At 37.7% G+C, this 15,559-nt stretch carries 11 protein-coding genes and 2 pseudogenes; 3 read left to right on the top strand and 10 right to left on the bottom strand.

Annotated features, from left to right (window positions below):
- Window positions 1–37: 37 nt before the first annotated feature.
- Window positions 38–499, bottom strand: a complete 462-nt coding sequence (locus tag OO7_RS14685; RefSeq protein WP_008916718.1) for an Lrp/AsnC family transcriptional regulator — start codon at window positions 497–499, stop codon at window positions 38–40.
- A gap of 239 nt (window positions 500–738) precedes the next feature.
- On the opposite strand from OO7_RS14685, the gene queC reads away from it, so the two are divergent.
- Entirely contained in the window at window positions 739–1,437 is a 699-nt protein-coding gene (gene queC, locus OO7_RS14690) for a 7-cyano-7-deazaguanine synthase QueC (RefSeq protein ID WP_008916719.1), read from the top strand.
- A gap of 54 nt (window positions 1,438–1,491) precedes the next feature.
- On the opposite strand, the gene OO7_RS14695 is transcribed toward queC, so the two are convergent.
- From OO7_RS14695 to bolA, 9 genes and pseudogenes are all read right to left on the bottom strand, one after another.
- Window positions 1,492–1,926, bottom strand: coding sequence for an acyl-CoA thioesterase (locus tag OO7_RS14695; RefSeq protein WP_008916720.1), 435 nt, complete (start codon window positions 1,924–1,926; stop codon window positions 1,492–1,494).
- Window positions 1,927–2,140: 214 nt separating this feature from the next.
- On the bottom strand, window positions 2,141–2,512 hold the full coding sequence (locus tag OO7_RS14700) for a ComEA family DNA-binding protein (RefSeq protein WP_008916721.1): 372 nt from the start codon (window positions 2,510–2,512) through the stop codon (window positions 2,141–2,143).
- Between the two features lie 149 nt (window positions 2,513–2,661).
- Window positions 2,662–4,530, bottom strand: coding sequence for a peptidylprolyl isomerase (ppiD, locus tag OO7_RS14705; RefSeq protein ID WP_008916722.1), 1,869 nt, complete (start codon window positions 4,528–4,530; stop codon window positions 2,662–2,664).
- Between the two features lie 170 nt (window positions 4,531–4,700).
- Window positions 4,701–4,976, bottom strand: coding sequence for a nucleoid-associated protein HU-beta (gene hupB, locus OO7_RS14710; protein ID WP_008916723.1), 276 nt, complete (start codon window positions 4,974–4,976; stop codon window positions 4,701–4,703).
- A 216-nt stretch (window positions 4,977–5,192) separates the two neighbouring features.
- Window positions 5,193–7,645: pseudogene (gene lon / locus OO7_RS14715) on the bottom strand (endopeptidase La).
- Between the two features lie 214 nt (window positions 7,646–7,859).
- Window positions 7,860–9,136, bottom strand: a pseudogene (clpX, locus tag OO7_RS14720) (ATP-dependent protease ATP-binding subunit ClpX).
- 113 nt (window positions 9,137–9,249) lie between these two features.
- Entirely contained in the window at window positions 9,250–9,870 is a 621-nt protein-coding gene (gene clpP, locus OO7_RS14725) for an ATP-dependent Clp endopeptidase proteolytic subunit ClpP (RefSeq protein ID WP_008916728.1), read from the bottom strand.
- 484 nt (window positions 9,871–10,354) lie between these two features.
- The gene (tig, locus tag OO7_RS14730) at window positions 10,355–11,659 is read right to left on the bottom strand and encodes a trigger factor (protein WP_008916729.1); all 1,305 of its coding nucleotides are present in this window, start codon (window positions 11,657–11,659) and stop codon (window positions 10,355–10,357) included.
- A 373-nt stretch (window positions 11,660–12,032) separates the two neighbouring features.
- A complete protein-coding gene (bolA, locus tag OO7_RS14735; protein ID WP_008916730.1) occupies window positions 12,033–12,371 on the bottom strand; it encodes a transcriptional regulator BolA in 339 nt (112 codons plus the stop codon).
- Between the two features lie 508 nt (window positions 12,372–12,879).
- On the opposite strand from bolA, the gene OO7_RS14740 reads away from it, so the two are divergent.
- Together OO7_RS14740 and ampG are read left to right on the top strand one after the other, a co-directional pair.
- Entirely contained in the window at window positions 12,880–13,458 is a 579-nt protein-coding gene (locus tag OO7_RS14740) for a YajG family lipoprotein (protein ID WP_008916731.1), read from the top strand.
- A gap of 345 nt (window positions 13,459–13,803) precedes the next feature.
- Window positions 13,804–15,315, top strand: coding sequence for a muropeptide MFS transporter AmpG (ampG, locus tag OO7_RS14745; protein ID WP_008916732.1), 1,512 nt, complete (start codon window positions 13,804–13,806; stop codon window positions 15,313–15,315).
- Window positions 15,316–15,559: the final 244 nt, after the last annotated feature.

The following is a 15,559-nucleotide window of genomic DNA, read 5'->3' on the forward strand; positions in this document are numbered from 1 at the left end:
CCCTAGATAATACAATAGGTTAAATATAAATCATAGGTTATTCAGGAATAGGCAAAACTGTTGTATATTTTATTTTTTCCATAGCAAAACTTGAAGTCACATCGTTTAGCCCATGAACGCCATTGACTAATTTTTTATAAAATAGATCATAAGATTTCATGTCCTTGACTTCAACTTGCATCAAATAATCGTATTCACCCGCCATGCGGTAAAACATTAATACTTCAGGAAGTTGATTAACAAATGTGACGAATTGCTCATACCATTCACTGTTATGATGCTGAGTTTTGATCATCACAATAACGGTTAACCCTAACCCTAATTTTTCGCCATCAAGCAATGTGACTCTGCCACGAATATAACCATCATCTTCCAAACGTTTCAATCTTTTCCAACAAGGTGTTGATGTTAAATTGACTGATTCTGCAAGCGAGCTTAGCGATAGACCGCTGTCATTTTGTAGCAAACGAAGTAATTTTTTATCAATTTTATCTAACATGTTTACTCACCTCTATGCGCTTGTAATAAAATGGCAGCCATTACCCAAAGAATTTTTATCCAAAGAACAATGTGATTTTACCTAATTAGTTGCATTACAGTACAATCAATTAATCAATAAATGATAACTATCGTGTCAAATATCCAAAGATAGCGTGATTATGATAATTACCCACCAACATTTGCAAGGTGATAGGTAACATAATCGATATCATTTTCATTCAGCAATAGGAGATAATTATGAAACGCGCAGTTGTCGTTTTTAGTGGTGGACAAGACTCAACAACCTGTTTAATTCAGGCACTAAAAAATTATGATGAAGTGCATTGTATCACCTTTGATTACGGACAACGCCATCGTTTCGAAATTGAAGTCGCTAAAAAATTGAGCCATGATTTAGGGGCTACAGCACATAAAGTTTTAGATGTGACACTTCTTAATGAACTCGCTATTAGCAGTCTTACTCGAGATAATATTCCCGTGCCAAATTTCACTGAAAGTGAAGCGAGTGGGCTTCCTAGTACTTTTGTACCGGGTCGTAATATTCTGTTCCTTACGCTAGCCGCTATTTATGCTTATCAAATACAAGCAGAATCAGTTATCACTGGCGTATGTGAAACGGATTTCTCTGGTTATCCTGACTGCCGCGATGAGTTCGTTAAAGCGCTTAATCATGCCGTTAATCTGGGTCTTGCCAAAGATATTCGTTTCGAAACCCCTTTAATGTGGCTGAATAAGGCTCAAACTTGGGCACTCGCTGATTATTACGGTCACTTAGCAACAATTCGTGAGCAGACTCTAACATGCTATAACGGTATTCAAGGTGACGGCTGCAAAGATTGCGCTGCATGCCATTTGCGTAGTAAAGGTTTAACTGAGTACTTAACTAATAAACAAGCCATTTTAGCATCTTTGAAAAAACTTACTGGCCTTAACTAATATTATAAGAATTTCTTCACCGGAAAATAGATTCTCACATTTTCCGGTGAATGATTAATTAACCTCAATAAATTGATCAGACTCACCTTGCAATAACGGTTCAAGATGCTCAAGTAATTCTCCACTGATAACAACGGACTTATTTGTTGCTAACTCAACGAATACAAAAGTCACCGTTACATCCGAGATCAACGTTTTCTTACCGTTTTTCTCTCGAATAATTTGTTGATAGCATGAAGCACTTTTTGTCCCTATTCTTTCCAACCGAGAAATCACAGTCAGCTGGTCAAAAAGCACCGCACCTTGGCAATAATTAATATTAATATTTACAGCAACCATACCAAGGTTATTTTTCAATAAAAAATTCAGTAAGTTGTGATTCTCTAACCAAGCCCAGCGGGCTTCCTCATAAAACTCTAAATAGCGTGCGTTATTAACATGATTAAAAACATCAATGTGATGACCATAAACTTTGATTTGTGTTGCCATAACTACTCCGACCAGTTTCTTTTTTTATTACAAAAAGATAACAAATAATTAAAATATTTCTCAAAATAATTTATTACTCGTGATCAAAATCTCATAAAAATAGCGTAAATGAACCGCCTTTATAAAATGAGGCAACACAACCAAAATCATCTAATAAAAAACCATCACATCATGAGGAATGCCCATAACAAATAAATTATGGGCATTCCTTGTTTTAGAGAATTAATTTATCGCGATTTTTTTCTAAGAACGCAGGTCCAATTCCAGAAACTTCGAGTATATTTTCCAAGCTATTAAATGCTCCGTACTTTTCCCTATACTCCACAATTGCCTTTGCTTTTTGTATGCCAATGCCATTAAGTTTTTCGGCTAACTCTTCAATACCAGCTTGATTAATATTAACTTTATTGGAATCTAAAACTTTTTGTTGTTCCGTCTGTTTCTCTACTGATTTTTTAGAATTAACCGACATAACCTGTTTTTCAGGTTCAACTTTTTTAGCTATCACTGGTTGTGAATAGGCAAAAAGAGTAAAGATAACCAATATACAATTAAGACCTTGTTTGAATACTTTCATCCATTTCATTATTGTTTTCTCCTATCTAAATTGGAGATCCCACAATGCCTAAATCAGGATACAAAAGCTTTTTCAGGAAATTCATAATGAGAAAGGCCACCCAAAGGTGGCCTTAGATAAAACATCATTACACAATAAACTGTGAAGCGCTTCGCAAATTACTCTAAGTTAAGCACTTCAACTTTCGCATTATTACGCAGGTTCAACATGAGAGCTTCATTAATTGCAGCTTCCATCATACCTTTATATTCTTTCGTTAAAGTAGCCAGTTCTTCTTCTGTTGCTTTTCCTGGTGTGACTTTATCAAGTTGAATAAGAACAAGGTTATCCTGGGCATCACGAGCGGCTATATACGTTACCTTACCTGCTTCAGGTTTAGGCATTGCCATTGCCGCTGAAATGATAGGCGTTTGTGGCATAGCTCTAGAAACCGTTTCTGACGCCGTAAATTGAGTGCCCGCAGCAACTAATGCAGCATCTCCTTCGCCCGCTTTTAACGCAGCCAGTAATTTATCACCTTCTGCTTTTAATTCAGTATTGGCTTTTTGCTTCTTAACTAACGTCTCAATATCTGACTTAACTGTATCTAATGGTTCAATTTTCTCTGGCTCATGTTGTGTAACACGAACAACAAACGCTCGGTCACCTTCAACGTTAATAACATCAGAGTTAACACTCGTTGAACCATTTTGATCGACTAAACGTTCACTGAAAATTTCATTGATAACAGCTGGGAAATTCAATTCAGCAGGTGGGTTATTTTTATCAAACCAACCTGTCGTCATGATTTTCAGTCCTGAAACTTCTTCAACTGAAGCTAAAGACTCATTATCATTCGTTGCAGCCTCACTAACTTTTTGTTGTAAATCATAGAATTGTTTAACATTCTTTTCTTGAGTTAATGTTGCTTTTAAATCATTTTTCACTGAATCAAAAGGTTTGATATTTTCAGGTTTAATATCATCTAAACGGAAAATAACAAAATTGGTACCATACTCAACTGGTGCCGAAATTTGCCCCTTTTCAGAAAGATTAGCATTAACAATTTCAGCAGGTGTTGAGATAGCTTCCATCCAACCAATCACACCTTTATTTGATGCACTGAATTTATCAGTTGATTTTTCAGCTGCTAAGACTTCAAAGTCAGCACCCTTTTTCAACTCATCCGCGATTGCTTGAGCTTCTTTTTCTGAAGCAACTTGGATCATGCTGTAATGTTTTTGTTCCGCTTGAGTATAATTCTTCAAGTTTTGATCGTAATAAGCTTTCAGTTCTTCATCAGTAACCACTTGTTCTGGCATTGTCGCAGCATCCATAACAACATAACTTACTTGAACTTTTTCAGGTGAGACAAAGCTATTTTGATGCATATCGTAATAGGCTTTAATCTCTTCATCTGTTGCAGACTGTTTAGCCTCAACATTCGCTAAAGATAGCGTTGCAGTACGGATTTCACGCTCTTGTAAAAATAGCTCTGCATATTGCTTAACTTCAGAAGGCAAAGCAAATTCTGTTCCTGTGAATGCTTTTGCTAATTGTGTTCGCACTAAATCACCACGGATTTGAGCAGCGAAATTATCAGCATTAACATTATATTGATTCAGGATACGTTTATATTTTTCACTATCAAATTGGCCATCTGTTTGGAAAATTGGCATAGCAAAAATGGCTTGTTCAATTTGTTTATCGCTGGCAGATAGATTTAATTCATTTGCATATTGATTAATTAGCTCACTATTAATCAAGTTATCTAAAGCTTGTTGACGCAGTAATCTCATGCTCTCTTCATTACCAGCAACTTCTGAGAACTTATCACCAAGATAGTTTTGCAAAGATTGACGTTCTTGCGAGAAAGCCTGTTGTAATTGCTCCCTGCTAATCGACTGTCCATTAACTTGTGCAGCATCATTGCTTGAACCGCCAATAACGTAACCGGCAACACCTGTCAGCACGAATGACAGTATAATTATAGCCAGTAGCACTTTGATAAAAGGACTGTTCGCCTTCGTGCGTAGATTGTCCATCATAAAAAGGCTTTACTCCGCTTTGTTAAATACAATTTTCTAATAATACGCTAATCTTAACCCAGATTGAAAAAAAAGCGCACCATTTCCATGATGCGCCTCTATTTTAGCCGATTAAAAGTATTCAGTCAGTGTTAGTTTTGCAAAATAAAGCAAACTTAAAATAGACTTAATTAACCATTAACCGCGTCTTTTAAACCTTTACCTGGGCGGAAAGCTGGCACTTTAGCCGCTTCAATATTAATTTCTTTACCTGTTTGCGGGTTGCGCCCTACACGAGCTGCACGTTCACGAACGGTGAATGTACCAAATCCAACTAAAGCTACATCATCGCCTTTGCTTAGAGTATCTGTTACTGACGCAACAAATGCATCTACAACACGACCCGCTGCTGCTTTAGAAATATTCGCTTCAGAAGCGATTTGATCAATCAGTTGAGACTTATTCACTCTTATCATCCCCATATTAGTTTTGACTATGATCTTAATTAGATTAATGGTTAGTTAGCTAATTATGATGCAGCCGTTATATCAATCCTGAATGCCAATGGCAAGAAAACTGTTATATCCAATAGTTATCAGGATGTTCCTTAAATTAACGACGAAAAAAAAGACTGACAAGTCCTAAACGCACTGTCAGCCTTATATTTATATGAACTTCTTGATTCAGCTCACTGTTTTCGATTTGTTTTTTACGACTTCCGCACCAAATGGTGGGTTTTGTAAAGCCAAAGAGAGCACTTCTTCAATGGTTTTAACCGGATGAATATCTAAATCCGCAATCACATTTTCAGGAATTTCTTCCAAGTCACGTTTATTTTCAAATGGAATTAAAACTGTTTTAATGCCACCGCGATGTGCTGCTAATAATTTTTCTTTCAAACCACCAATCGGTAAAACAAGACCTCTTAGTGTAATTTCACCCGTCATTGCCACATCAGCTTTAACTGGATTGCCTGTTAAGCAAGATACCAAAGCTGTTGACATTGCAATACCCGCACTTGGTCCATCTTTTGGTGTCGCACCTTCAGGCACATGCACATGAATATCGCGTTTTTCATAGAAATCACCATTGATCCCTAATTTTTCAGCGCGAGCACGCACAACCGTTAATGCAGCCTGAATTGATTCTTGCATGACTTCACCAAGAGAACCGGTATAAGTTAATTTACCTTTACCAGGAACACAGGCTGTTTCAATGGTAAGTAAGTCACCACCAACTTCAGTCCATGCTAGGCCAGTAACTTGACCTACTCTGTTTTCCGTATCTGCTTGACCGTAATCGAATTTACGCACACCGAGGAAATCTTTTAAATTATCGGCATTAATTTCAATGTGCTTAAGCTTTTTATCCATTAATAAAGATTTAACGGCTTTACGGCACAATTTAGAAATTTCGCGCTCAAGACTACGCACACCAGCTTCACGAGTGTAATAACGAATAATGCTGATTAGTGCACTATCATCAATCGTTAATTCACCTTTTTCAACGCATTACGTTGAATTTGTTTTGATAACAAATGTTGTTTCGCAATGTTCAGTTTCTCATCTTCGGTATAACCAGAAAGACGGATAACTTCCATACGGTCTAACAAAGGTGCTGGTATATTCATCGAGTTCGATGTCGCAACAAACATGACATCAGAAAGATCATAATCAACTTCTAGATAGTGATCGTTAAATGCAACGTTTTGTTCTGGATCTAACACCTCAAGAAGCGCTGATGCAGGATCACCACGCATATCCGAAGACATTTTATCTATCTCATCCAGCAGGAACAGTGGGTTTTTAACACCAACTTTTGCCATTTTCTGAATAAGTTTACCCGGCATAGAACCAATATAAGTCCGTCTGTGACCGCGAATTTCAGCTTCATCACGAACGCCACCGAGTGCCATACGGATATATTCACGACCTGTTGCCTTAGCAATAGATTGGCCTAAAGATGTTTTACCTACACCAGGAGGCCCAACTAAGCACAGGATTGGCCCTTTAATTTTGCTAACGCGGCTCTGTACTGCAAGATATTCTAAAATACGTTCTTTTACACGTTCTAAACCATAATGGTCTGTATCAAGGACTTCTTGCGCTTTCACCAAGTCTTTTTTAACTTTGCTGCGAGCATGCCATGGTACCTGAACCATCCAATCAATATAGCTACGAACCACTGTCGCTTCAGCTGACATTGGAGACATCATTTTTAGCTTCTGCAATTCTGCTTCTGCTTTTTCATGCGCCTCTTTTGGCATTTTAGCTTCTTCGATTTTACGTTTCAGCGATTCATATTCATCTGGAGCATCATCCATTTCGCCAAGTTCTTTTTGAATCGCTTTCATTTGCTCATTCAAATAGTACTCACGCTGGCTTTTTTCCATTTGTTTTTTAACGCGATTACGTATGCGCTTTTCAACTTGTAGCAATTCGGTTTCTGATTCCATCATTGCCATCAAGAATTCAATACGCTCTACAATATTCGCCATCTCCAGCACGCGCTGTTTGTCTGCCAATTTTAATGGCATATGAGATGCGATTGTGTCAGCAAGTTTATCTAGCTGATCTTGTTCGATTGAATGTAGTGAAGTGAGCACTTCAGGTGGAATTTTTTTATTCAGTTTAATGTAACTTTCAAACTGATTAACAATCGTGCGATAAAGCACTTCTTGTTCTTTTTCATCAAGTTGCTCAGAAGCACGTTCTTTTGCTTCAGTTTCACTATAACCTTTTTTGCTCTTTTTACTTTCTTTAGCAGTTTCAACGGCTAAAGAGGGTAAATACTCAGCTTGAGCTAAAAAATATTCACCATTATCTGTTAAGCTACTGATACGTGCTCTTCTCAGACCTTCAACTAATACTTTCACTGTCCCATCAGGCAGTTTCAGCATTTGAATGACAGAAGCTACTGTACCAACAGAAAATAAATCATTTACCCCCGGCTCATCAGTCGAGGCTTCTTTTTGCGCAACCAGCATCACTTGCTTGTCATGATCCATCGCTGCTTCCAGACTGTGAATGGATTTTTCACGTCCAACAAACAGTGGGATCACCATGTGTGGGTATACCACTACATCACGCAGAGGCAATACTGGTATTTCAATGCGTTCGGAACGCTCTGGATTCATAAAGCTCTCTCTTCGTTTAGCTTGCGCTAGTTTAAGGGTTTCTAACTAAGATTTAATACTTCATAAAAAATATAAAAAATAAGAAACCACACTCAGAATATAAACTATATGGGGTCAAGATTTTAGCATTCAATAGCGACCTTAAATATAAAAAACAAAATGAGGGAAAATCCCTCATTTTAATTTCACAACAGTTTAAGTTCAGCTTTCGCTATTAATTATCGCCAGAAGCTTGAGCATCCGATTTGCTATAAATCAACAATGGCTCGGATTGTTCATTAATCACATTTTCATCAACAACAACTTTTTCAACATCACTCATCGAAGGCAAGTCGTACATTGTGTTAAGCAGTGCGGCTTCAACAATTGAACGTAAACCACGAGCGCCTGTTTTACGAATCATTGCTTTTTGGCAATGGCTTTTAATGCTTCTTCGCGGAACTCTAACTCAGTACCTTCAAGGCTAAATAACGCTTGATACTGCTTAGTTAGTGCATTTTTTGGCTCTTTTAAGATTTGAATTAATGCTTCTTCACTCAATTCGGTCAATGTTGCAACAACGGGTAAACGACCAATAAATTCAGGAATTAAGCCAAATTTAATTAAATCTTCTGGTTCCGCCTGCGCTAACAATGCACCTTCAGTTGCTTTTTCTGACTCGCCTTTGACTTCAGCAGCAAATCCAATTCCTGAATGTGTATTTAAACGTTGGCTAATGACTTTATCAAGACCAGCAAAAGCACCACCACAAATAAATAATATTTTTGAGGTATCAACTTGCAAGAATTCTTGCTGTGGATGCTTACGACCACCTTGTGGTGGAACCGCAGCAACTGTCCCTTCGATCAGTTTCAGCAATGCTTGCTGAACACCTTCACCAGAAACATCTCGAGTAATTGATGGATTGTCTGATTTACGAGAAATCTTATCAATTTCATCAATATAAACGATACCACGTTGTGCTTTTTCTACATCATAGTCACATTTTTGCAGTAATTTTTGGATGATATTTTCAACATCTTCACCCACATAACCTGCTTCAGTTAATGTCGTTGCATCCGCCATTGTGAATGGAACATCCAAATAACGAGCAAGCGTTTCTGCAAGTAATGTTTTACCGCTACCAGTAGGACCAATCAGCAGAATATTACTTTTACCTAATTCAACACCTTCGCTTGTCGTATCACCATTGCGTAAACGCTTATAGTGATTATAAACCGCAACAGCTAAAACTTTTTTAGCTTGTTCTTGGCCTATAACATAGTCATCAAGGTGCTCTCTAATTTCATGTGGAGTCGGCAGTGCACTGCGCTCACGATGAGGAGCAAGTTCTTTGATCTCTTCACGAATGATATCAAGACATAAGTCGACACATTCATCACAGATATAGACAGACGGACCGGCAATCAGCTTACGAACTTCATGCTGACTTTTACCGCAGAAAGAGCAGTACAACAATTTACCTGACCCCTCTTTGCGCTTTTCTGTCATCAGTTAACCTCACTTATAATTACATTTCCTTGTTTATTCAATATCTATAAAAAAACAAGGCGAAAAAATTCTTTGATATCAATAAGTTTTATTTTACTTAATATATCAATCTATTAACGGCTAGTATAAATATGGTCGACTAAACCATACTCTTTCGCTTCATTTGCAGACAAGAAACGATCACGTTCAGTATCACGGTTGATTTCTTCGATGGACTTACCTGTGTGTTTCGCCATCAATTCATTCATTCTCGCTTTTACTTTTAAAATTTCTTGTGCGTGAATTTCGATATCTGTCGCTTGGCCTTGGTAACCACCCAAAGGTTGGTGGATCATAACGCGAGAATTAGGTAAGCAAAAACGTTTACCTTCAGTACCAGCTGTCAATAAAAAAGCCCCCATGGAACAAGCTTGCCCCATACAAATTGTGCTGACATCTGGTTTAATAAATTGCATTGTGTCATAGATAGACATACCCGCAGTAATCACACCACCTGGTGAGTTAATATAAAGGTGGATATCTTTTTCTGGGTTTTCTGCTTCCAAAAAAAGCATCTGTGCGACAATCAAGTTCGCCATATGATCTTCAACTTGACCAGTTAAGAAGATAATACGTTCTTTTAACAGACGTGAATAAATATCGTATGAACGTTCACCCCGAGAGGTCTGTTCAATGACCATCGGCACTAATGCCATTTGGGATGCTAGCTTTTCCTGACTGCCAAAATGTGACATCGAAATCTCCTATTAAAAACTTTCTGGTGCTTACGCCTAAATTTGCTGTTTGTCCGGCTATTGGGCAAGGATCGTGCCACAAATAAACAGTTTGTCTTTAAAAATTTCCTGTCTTTAGCATAATTTTATTATCTACTCATATTTTTTATTTATTCGAGTTAATTTGAATCCCTCGTAAAATGAGCAGTAATAGACTTAGTATACAGCAGTAAACAAGACGTTCTATGGAATAGTTTAACACAAGTCTGTAAGGATTCACGGATTTGTGCATACAGATAAAACCGCATCTGACAAACAATAACAACTCAAATATACCAACATATACACCATAAAACATATCAATAATAAGCTAATGTTATACAACAATGCAGATATTATCGTTTGGTTGTAAATGTTATTTTTAAAGCGCTAGGTATTCTAATTGACAAAAAACCCGCAGCGCAAGACCACGGGTTTATTATTCAGAATAAATCAAAAAGAAAAATTAACCAGCTTGAACTTGGTTCATTAGCTCATTGAAGTTAGTTTCTTTTTCAGTGATTTTAGCTGACTCAAGAACTTTTTCTACTGCTTGTTCTTCTAGTGCTAGATTACGAACACTGTTCATCAGCTCGTTATTTTTGCTGTAGTACTCAATAACTTCTGATGGATCTTCATAGGCAGATGCCATTTCTTCGATCAGTGTTTTAACACGCTCTTCGTCTGCTTTCAGCTCATTTTTGCTGATCACTTCACCTAGCAGTAAACCGATAACAACACGACGTTTTGCTTGTTCTTCGAACAATTCACGTGGTAATTCCATCGCTTGTTTTTCGTTACCACCGAAACGTTGAGCAGCTTGGCGACGCAGAACATCGATTTCACCATCAACAACCGCTGCTGGTACTTCGATTTCATTCGCTTTAATCAAGCCTTCAAGAACTTGTGCTTTAACACGGTTACGTACCGCATTTTTCAGCTCACGTTCCATGTTTTTACGCACTTCTGCACGCAGACCATCAAGAGAACCATCAGCGATACCAAAACGTTTGATGAACTCTTCAGTAAATTCTGGCAGTTCACGTTGTTCTACTTTTTTCAGAACGATTGCAAACTTAGCCGCTTTACCTTTCAGGTTTTCAGCGTGGTAATCTTCTGGGAAGTTAACTTCGATATCGAATTCTTCACCCGCTTTATGACCGATGATGCCTTCTTCGAAACCAGGGATCATTCGACCTTCACCCATAACGAGTGCGAAATCTTCTGCTTTACCACCTTCAAATTCTTCACCATCGATAGAACCAGTGAAGTTGATAGTAATGCGAGAATCAGCAGCAGCGGCATCAGCCACTTCTTTCCACTCTGCTTGTTGCTTACGCAGAGTATCTAGCATATTTTCCAGATCTTCGTCTTTAACAGAAACAACTGGTTTTTCAACTTCGATTGTTTCCAGACCTTTTAATTCGATTTCTGGGTAAACTTCAAACTCAACAGAGTAAACGAAATCTTTACCATCTTCGAGCATCTCAGGCTTATAGCTTGGAGCACCGGCTGGATTGATTTTTTGTTCAACGATAGCGTTGATGAAGTTACGTTGCATAACATCGCCAAGAACGTCTTGCATTACAGACGCACCATAACGTTGTTTAACGATGTTCATTGGTACTTTCCCTTTACGGAAACCATCAATACGAACTTTTTTTGCAACACTAGCTAACTCGCTGTTTACTGCTTTTTCAATATCGGCAGCAGGAACGGTGATTGTTACACGACGCCCAAGGCCTTGAGTCGTTTCAACAGAAACTTGCATCTTTTTACCTCAAAAAAAATCTTAGTGATCGGTCTACTCCAGAGTTATGCCATTATCTATTAACAAATAATGACCATCTCCCTTCCAGAACCGGGGCGTTGCTTTCACAACGTTCATCCCTGATATCAGAAGCGTCCCGAAACCTTACTGAAAATTAGACGCAACATTATACCGATGCAGATGCTCTGAGTCGAGAAAAGCCGGACAAAAGACACCATATTCCTTTTCCCCGTTCTTCATTACAGGCAACAAATGTTCAAAAAACGCACTAAAGTAACGTAATTTGCAAAAAACGCTCATCAGTACAAATGATGACACCATAAAAAATAAATCAATTTTTAATTAAAATGACAACAAAACAAAATTCTGTCAATCAACTGACTGTTTTACCACCACCGCGGCAAGCAGGAGAATTTAATGTGGTATCCGCAAGTGCTTCCCATTCTGCTGGAGTATAGGTGTGCAGAGCTAATGCATGAATACTTCCCGCCAATTCATCAGCCAAAATAGCATAAATGTCACGGTGACGACCTACCATACGTTTATTTTCAAATTTTGCACTGACTAAAATAACTTTAAAGTGACTTTCAGAACCTTCGGGTACATTGTGTTGATAACTTTCATTCAGCACTTCAAGATGGCTTGGTTCAAAGGCCGCAGACAACTTTTGCTCAATGCAAGACTGCATATTCTGCGGTGCATTAGCAACCATAACAACTCCTTATTAAAAATAATATTTATTTTAGTTTGTTGATTAAATAATAACAAACCATTGAAAAAACAATCAGCTAAATTAAGTATAATTAAAGCTAACTTGACATTAAATCGGTAATAAAAGAAGCCGCATAACTTGCATAAAAAACCAGCAAATATCAATATATTTTAGTTAACTCTATTATTTTTTGTTATCTTGCAGTCAATGTGTGGTAGAGACAAATCATTTTCCAATGATATTATTCCTCCAGCTGAACGAATTTTTTCTGAAATTTTCGTTTAACTGTTCATAAAATTGGTCTGAATGATGTAAAGTTTTAAACATTCAATTGCGCATAGGCGCTATTGGATAAACACTTTAGTGTCAGATAGTGAATCACAAGATTTGTGTTACTGACTATTTGTATCATTATTGTTTATATAACTATTTGATGGATTAGTGATAGCCCATTTCGCTCGCACCATTATGGAACATACTCAATTAGGAAAGATGGACTGGTAAAATTATGTTAAGAAAACTCTGTTTTCCACTTATTGCTCTATTTCTTCTTGCTGGTTGCGCAGCAAGTAACAACACGTTATCGCTCGAACCTAAAATTACGCTGCCGAACAAAAATCCAACACTTAATGCCACTTCAATTAGTGTCAGCAGTGTTGATAATAGAACCTCAAAATCACTCGCAGAAGTTAATCGTAACGGCGCATTAGTTGTGCTATCTCCTTCACGTGATCCGCGTTATTTAATGCAAGAAGCCGTTGAAAAACAGATGGCCGCTAGAGGCTTTATGATCTCCTCACCTGCGAATGTAAATTTAGTTGTACAGTTGAACCAACTAAATGCTCAAGTTAATGAAGGTAGCTTACGTCATAACATTACAGTTAATTCAAGTGTCACCGTTACTGCAACGGCGCCTAACGGCTCAACTAAATCTCGCACGTTTACACGTAACTATAATAACCAAGAATTATTAGGTGCAAGCAACGAGAAAATAGAAAAGGCACTGAATACTGCGTTAACTGACTTAATTAATGATATGGCCAATGACCAAGAGCTAACCCAATTTATCAAACAAAATGCTCGGTAATAGTGCTAATTTTATTTTACTAATAGCCTAATTTTATTAGGCTATTAGTCCGTTAGCGCGCCTATTTATGTTGTTAGATATTATTAAGTATGATTAAGAAAACTTAACTGTTTTTGCTATACCATGCTAAATAAATACACAGTTGTGGAAGTCAATTCAGGACGTATCACTTTATATGAAGGGACTTTGTTTGGATGATGAAACCGTAAATCGACTAATCTTAAGTACATTACGCTAACTTAGATAAAACCAGTAATTTTAATAAAATCAACTAATTGAATATAAGAAACATGAATAAAATTGCTTCTAAAATGTTCAATGACTCAGGCCAATTATAGGAATATTATGTCCCGTGCGCTTTTACCTAATTCCGTCATTTTAATCCTATTAGGTTTTGTTTCTGGCCTTCCTCTAGCACTTACCGCTGGCACATTACAAGCTTGGCTAACTGTCGAAAATATTGATATCAAAACCATTGGTTTCTTTTCTCTTGTAGGTCAAGCCTATGTATTGAAGTTTCTTTGGTCGCCAATGATGGACAGATATACTCCCCCATTTTTAGGCCGTCGCCGCGGGTGGTTATTAACGACACAAATCTTACTTATTATTAGTATCGCCGCAATGGGTTTCATGAATCCTAGCCAGCATTTATGGTGGCTTGCCGCTTTAGCGGTCATTGTTGCTTTTTGCTCTGCTTCACAAGATATTGTCTTTGATGCTTATAAAACAGATTTACTGAGCGCTGAAGAACGTGGATTTGGTGCTGCTGTTTCAGTCATGGGCTACAGGATCAGTATGTTAGTCTCTGGCGGCCTTGCTTTATGGATGGCTGATAAATTTTTAACATGGAAACAGCTTTATTTATTGATGGCAGGGTTAATGCTAATTGGTGTAGTAGCAACCTTATTAGCGAAAGAGCCAGAAGATAACGGCACTGCGCCCACTTCATTAAAAAAAGCGATTTATGAACCACTCGCCGAATTTTTTAGTCGGAACAATGCATGGTTAATTCTATTACTGCTTGTCTTTTATAAGATGGGTGATGCTTTTGTTATGGCACTCAATACTAACTTTTTACTCAACGGGCTAGGCTTCAGTTTGAGTGAAGTGGGTGCTGTTAATAAAACGGTTGGTATGGCTGCAACCATTATAGGTGCATTGTTTGGTGGCTATCTCATGAAAAACATGAGCTTATTTAATGCCCTATTCGCCTTTGGTATTTTGCAAGGCGTCTCGAACATTGGGTACTGGTTCCTTGCGGTCACACCACCAAATATAATTAGTATGGGAAGTATCATATTCTTGGAAAATATTTTTTCCGGTATGGGCACGGCTGCTTTTGTTGCCTTACTGATGACGCTCTGTAATCGGTCACTTTCTGCAACACAATTTGCGCTTCTTTCAGCTCTTTCAGCTGTTGGGCGTGTATATATAGGTCCTATCGCAAGTATTACCGTCAGTGCGTATGGCTGGCCTATGTTCTATTTAATTTCTATCATTGTCGCAGTTCCAGGTATTTTGCTGCTTCTCGCTTGTCGAACCTCATTGGTTTATACGCAGAATACTGGGTTATTTCAACGCCGAGAACAGTATGCCCAAGCCTACAAGATAGCCGTTTATGCGTTGCTCATTGCCGTTGCTATTCTTGGTTTTTGGCTGTTAACATTGCTTATTACTTCCTTTGCATCTGTTAAAGCCTATTTATTCCTCAACCATCTCTCTTTCTGGCTACAGCTTCCTAATTATAAGGACATGATATTCAATATTGGTGTCTGTATAGGCGCAATTAGTTTAATTGTCGGTGGCTGCCTTGATTTCTTTGCTGTTCGCCGAGTCGTATCAAATCACGCTCAATAGTTAAGAAATAAATTATTAATTCTATAAACTTTTCCGGAGTGAAACTACTTCACTTCGGTTTTTTATTCGCCTCTCAAATTAGATCCAACTAGCAAATATCGATATATTCTCTTTTATACCGTGATAAACATCACTTAATTACTGAAATTTATTTCTTAATTACAGCATAAAAGTCTAATATCTCACACGTTTAGGGCAACCCAGCTTTTAAGCTAAATAATTAATAATTTCCGTTAATACTCAA

Origin of the sequence: Providencia sneebia DSM 19967 (assembly GCF_000314895.2) — a bacterium.
GTDB classification, from domain to species: domain Bacteria; phylum Pseudomonadota; class Gammaproteobacteria; order Enterobacterales; family Enterobacteriaceae; genus Providencia; species Providencia sneebia.

Coding starts and splice junctions, on each gene's coding strand:
- OO7_RS14685 (WP_008916718.1), bottom strand. CDS start 499: ATGTTAGATAAAATTGATAAAAAATTACTTCGTTTGCTACAAAATGAC.
- queC (WP_008916719.1), top strand. CDS start 739: ATGAAACGCGCAGTTGTCGTTTTTAGTGGTGGACAAGACTCAACAACC.
- OO7_RS14695 (WP_008916720.1), bottom strand. CDS start 1,926: ATGGCAACACAAATCAAAGTTTATGGTCATCACATTGATGTTTTTAAT.
- OO7_RS14700 (WP_008916721.1), bottom strand. CDS start 2,512: ATGAAATGGATGAAAGTATTCAAACAAGGTCTTAATTGTATATTGGTT.
- ppiD (WP_008916722.1), bottom strand. CDS start 4,530: ATGATGGACAATCTACGCACGAAGGCGAACAGTCCTTTTATCAAAGTG.
- clpP (WP_008916728.1), bottom strand. CDS start 9,870: ATGTCACATTTTGGCAGTCAGGAAAAGCTAGCATCCCAAATGGCATTA.
- tig (WP_008916729.1), bottom strand. CDS start 11,659: ATGCAAGTTTCTGTTGAAACGACTCAAGGCCTTGGGCGTCGTGTAACA.
- bolA (WP_008916730.1), bottom strand. CDS start 12,371: ATGGTTGCTAATGCACCGCAGAATATGCAGTCTTGCATTGAGCAAAAG.
- OO7_RS14740 (WP_008916731.1), top strand. CDS start 12,880: ATGTTAAGAAAACTCTGTTTTCCACTTATTGCTCTATTTCTTCTTGCT.
- ampG (WP_008916732.1), top strand. CDS start 13,804: ATGTCCCGTGCGCTTTTACCTAATTCCGTCATTTTAATCCTATTAGGT.